The sequence below is a fragment of the Perlabentimonas gracilis genome (assembly GCF_011174675.1).
Lineage (GTDB): Bacteria > Bacteroidota > Bacteroidia > Bacteroidales > Tenuifilaceae > Perlabentimonas > Perlabentimonas gracilis.
Map to the genome: position 1 here is coordinate 1 of NZ_JAANIG010000086.1, position 3,375 is coordinate 3,375.

Annotated in this window: 2 protein-coding genes; both read left to right on the forward strand. The window is 35.1% G+C overall.

All coding sequences use genetic code 11. From position 1 onward, the window contains the following. Positions 1-647: 647 nt before the first annotated feature. Positions 648-1,964: an ATP-binding protein gene (locus tag G8O23_RS17095; protein WP_166367125.1), complete on the forward strand. Its 1,317-nt coding sequence runs from the start codon at positions 648-650 to the stop codon at positions 1,962-1,964. Between the two features lie 306 nt (positions 1,965-2,270). Further along, complete coding sequence (locus G8O23_RS17100; RefSeq protein WP_166367127.1) at positions 2,271-3,152, forward strand: KilA-N domain-containing protein; 882 nt, start codon at positions 2,271-2,273, stop codon at positions 3,150-3,152. Positions 3,153-3,375 lie beyond the last annotated feature (223 nt).

Sequence of the window (3,375 nt, forward strand, 5' to 3'; positions counted from 1 at the left end):
TTCTCATCAGGATGCTGCTTTACAAAATCTATAAAATTCATTTTCAATATATTTTGTACAAATATAATAATTTAGGCACATTAGCGGATAATCATATAATAAAATTGTAAAAAAAATGCTTGGTTATTTAGGGTTAAAACAGAATACAAATTTATCGTCTGGAAAATTTTATTGGAGTTGAAAGCTGATGGCTTTCCTAATTTTCGTAACGAAAGGAAATCCTGATAGGAAATTTTGAGTTTAATTCAGCCCTTGAAATTGAAGCGGGAAGATGGTCGAGACCGAAAAAAATATTGTGCCGATCTCACAGCTTGCTTGATGGCAAGCTTCTCCGTCCGCTGATGATTTCTAGAAATAGTTTATAGAATAGATTGCGTTGAAGGATGTTTTGCCCCGAAATTTTAACGAAAGGAAAACGAACTACAGCGCCTAACATAGGTTGCATAGCATGCCCAGGGATTCGCTGATTTGCAAACTTGATCGTTTCAATCTAACTTTATCTCGTGGGATGTTGACGTTGTTTCATTCGATGGGCACGCTATACACCCTCCACCGTTGGCGTTCATTGTAAGGGCGAAAATTACGAATCGGTATTCTGAATAGATTTCTTTTCCTTATATTTGAAATTCAATAATATAAATGAATTTATGCCTGAAAATCAAAATATTGAGTGGAAAGAATCTTGGAAAGATGAATACCTGAAATGGATTTGTGGATTTGCAAATGCAAGTGGTGGAAAAATTATTATCGGAAAGAATGATTCAGGGAAAATAGTTGGTCTGAAAGAATCCAAGAAACTTCTCGAAGAAATTCCGAACAAAACAAGAGATATTTTGGGGATAATTGTTGATGTGAATCTACATCAAACAAAAGAAGGAGATTTCATTGAAATTATTATTGAAGATTACCCCTATCCTGTTAATTACAAAGGTCAATACCATTATCGAAGTGGAAGCACAAAGCAGGAATTAAAAGGTGCAGCGCTTGATAAATTTCTGCTTCAGAAAAAAGGAATTCGGTGGGATGGTGTGCCTGTCCCGAAGATTAGGATAGATGATTTAAAAAATGAGACCTTTGAGATTTTTAGAAAGAAAGCCATTAAAGCCCAAAGAATTGATGATGATGTTCTGAATGATGACAATGAAAATTTGCTTGAAAATTTAAAACTACTTGAAAACAAATACCTTAAAAGAGCAGCTATATTATTATTTCATCCTAACCCAGCTAAATTTGTAACAGGTGCATTCATTAAAATCGGGTACTTTGAAACAGATGATGAGTTGAAATTTCAAGATGAAATTCAAGGAAATATATTTGAACAGTTAGAAAAAACCATTGATTTGCTCTTTACCAAATATATCAAATCATCAATAAGTTACGAAGGGTTAAACAGAGTTGAAAAGTACGAATATCCAAAAGATGCCGTTAGAGAGGCTTTGCTTAATGCAGTTTCTCATAAGGATTACTCTGGTGGAGTACCCATTCAAATAAGTGTTTACCCTGAAAAACTTATGTTTTGGAACGAAGGACAATTACCCGATGACTGGACTATTGATAAACTTTTTGAAAAGCATCCTTCAAAGCCATTCAATCCTGACATTGCAAATGCACTTTTCAGAAGTGGGTATATTGAATCTTGGGGAAGGGGTATACGAAAAATGATTAGAGAATGCGTTCAGTTTGGAATTCCAAAACCTAAACTATTCTATGATATGTCTGGTTTTTGGGTTGAGTTTTCGAAAGGAACTTATAATGAAGAACATCTAAAATCGCTAGGACTTAACAATCGGCAGATTAAAGCAATCAAATATTTGAATGAACACAAAAGAATCACTAATAGTGAATACCAAACAATTTATGAGGTTTCAAGAAATACAGCGACAAGAGATTTAAGTGAGTTGGTGGATAGGGGTTTAATTAAATCATCGAACACAAAAGGTGCAGGTTCATACTATGAATTATGAATTGCACCATAATTGCACCAATTGCACCATAACTAGATTTACATTTTAATTTTCAGGCATTTAAGGAAACGAAATAAATAGAAAATCAACAACGAAACGCCAACAAGGGGTGTAGCCAATGTGGGTTGGTACTGGGAACTCGGAGCTTTTTCGCCCGCTCGGGCGTTTTCGTCGGGGGACGAAAACGTAGCCCGCTCTCCCACACTTGCCACACCCCCAGCCGTTAGCGTTCATTGCGACGGACGACCCAAAAACCCTTCTCTGATAGAAAATTGATTATATTTGTTCTATCAAAAGAACAAACAAATGAGTAAAACAAAATTAAATGTCAATGAAATTGAGATAGTTCTGTATAAACAGAATGAAGAAGAATACATCTCAATCACTGATATGGCAAAGTATAGAGACTCGGAAAGAACAAATTATGTCATTCAAAACTGGATGAGAACTCGAAGTACAGTTGAATTTCTTGGACTTTGGGAACAATTAAATAATCCGAATTTTAAAGGCATCGAATTCGATGCCTTTAGAATTGAGTCTGGTTCAAATAGCTTTACTCTAACTCCAAAGCGTTGGATAGAATCAACAAATGCAATAGGAATTACATCAAAATCTGGACGTTACGGAGGAACCTATGCACACAAAGACATCGCATTTGAGTTCGCTTCTTGGTTAAGTCCAACTTTTAAGTTGTATTTGATAACAGAATATCAACGACTTAAAGAAATTGAAACTAATGAATATAATTTAGAATGGAACGTAAAAAGAATTTTAAGTAAGACTAACTATTTTATTCACACAGACGCAGTTAAAAACTACATTCTTCCGAATAAAAATTATGAAAAGGGAACAGGGTGGTTAACATATGCAGAGGAAGCAGACTTGTTGAATGTTGCTTTATTTAACTGTACTGCAAAAGATTGGCGGGAAGCAAATCCTGAATTATCAAAAAAAACAATGAATATTAGAGATATAGCAAGCATTAATGAACTTGCTATCTTATCAAATCTTGAAGCACTTAATGCTGAAATGATTAAGGAAAATGTAACAAAGGAAGAACGATTTCTAAGACTAAGAGAAATTGCAAGGTATCAATTATCCGTTTTGAATGACAAGGACTTTATGAAAACACTTAAAAAATTAAATGAAAGGGTTTTCGTGGATAACAAAAAGAGAATTAAAGAATAGACCAAGCAACGAAACGCTAACAAGGGGTGTAACCAATTTGGGCTGAATAGGTTACGGAAGCGGGTCGGCACGCAGGGAACTTCTTAACGTGGGATAAATCCCAAGCCCCGTTCCCCCAAACTTGTCACACCCCCAGCCGTTGTAGCACATTTTGACGGTCCGAAACTGAATCGCAAAAAAGTCGTATATTTGAGAAAAATATAAGCAATGAAAACATTACGTT

Excerpts from the sequence above, each read along its gene's own strand:
- G8O23_RS17095 (WP_166367125.1), top strand. The coding sequence starts at position 648 with ATGCCTGAAAATCAAAATATTGAGTGGAAAGAATCTTGGAAAGATGAA.
- G8O23_RS17100 (WP_166367127.1), top strand. The coding sequence starts at position 2,271 with ATGAGTAAAACAAAATTAAATGTCAATGAAATTGAGATAGTTCTGTAT.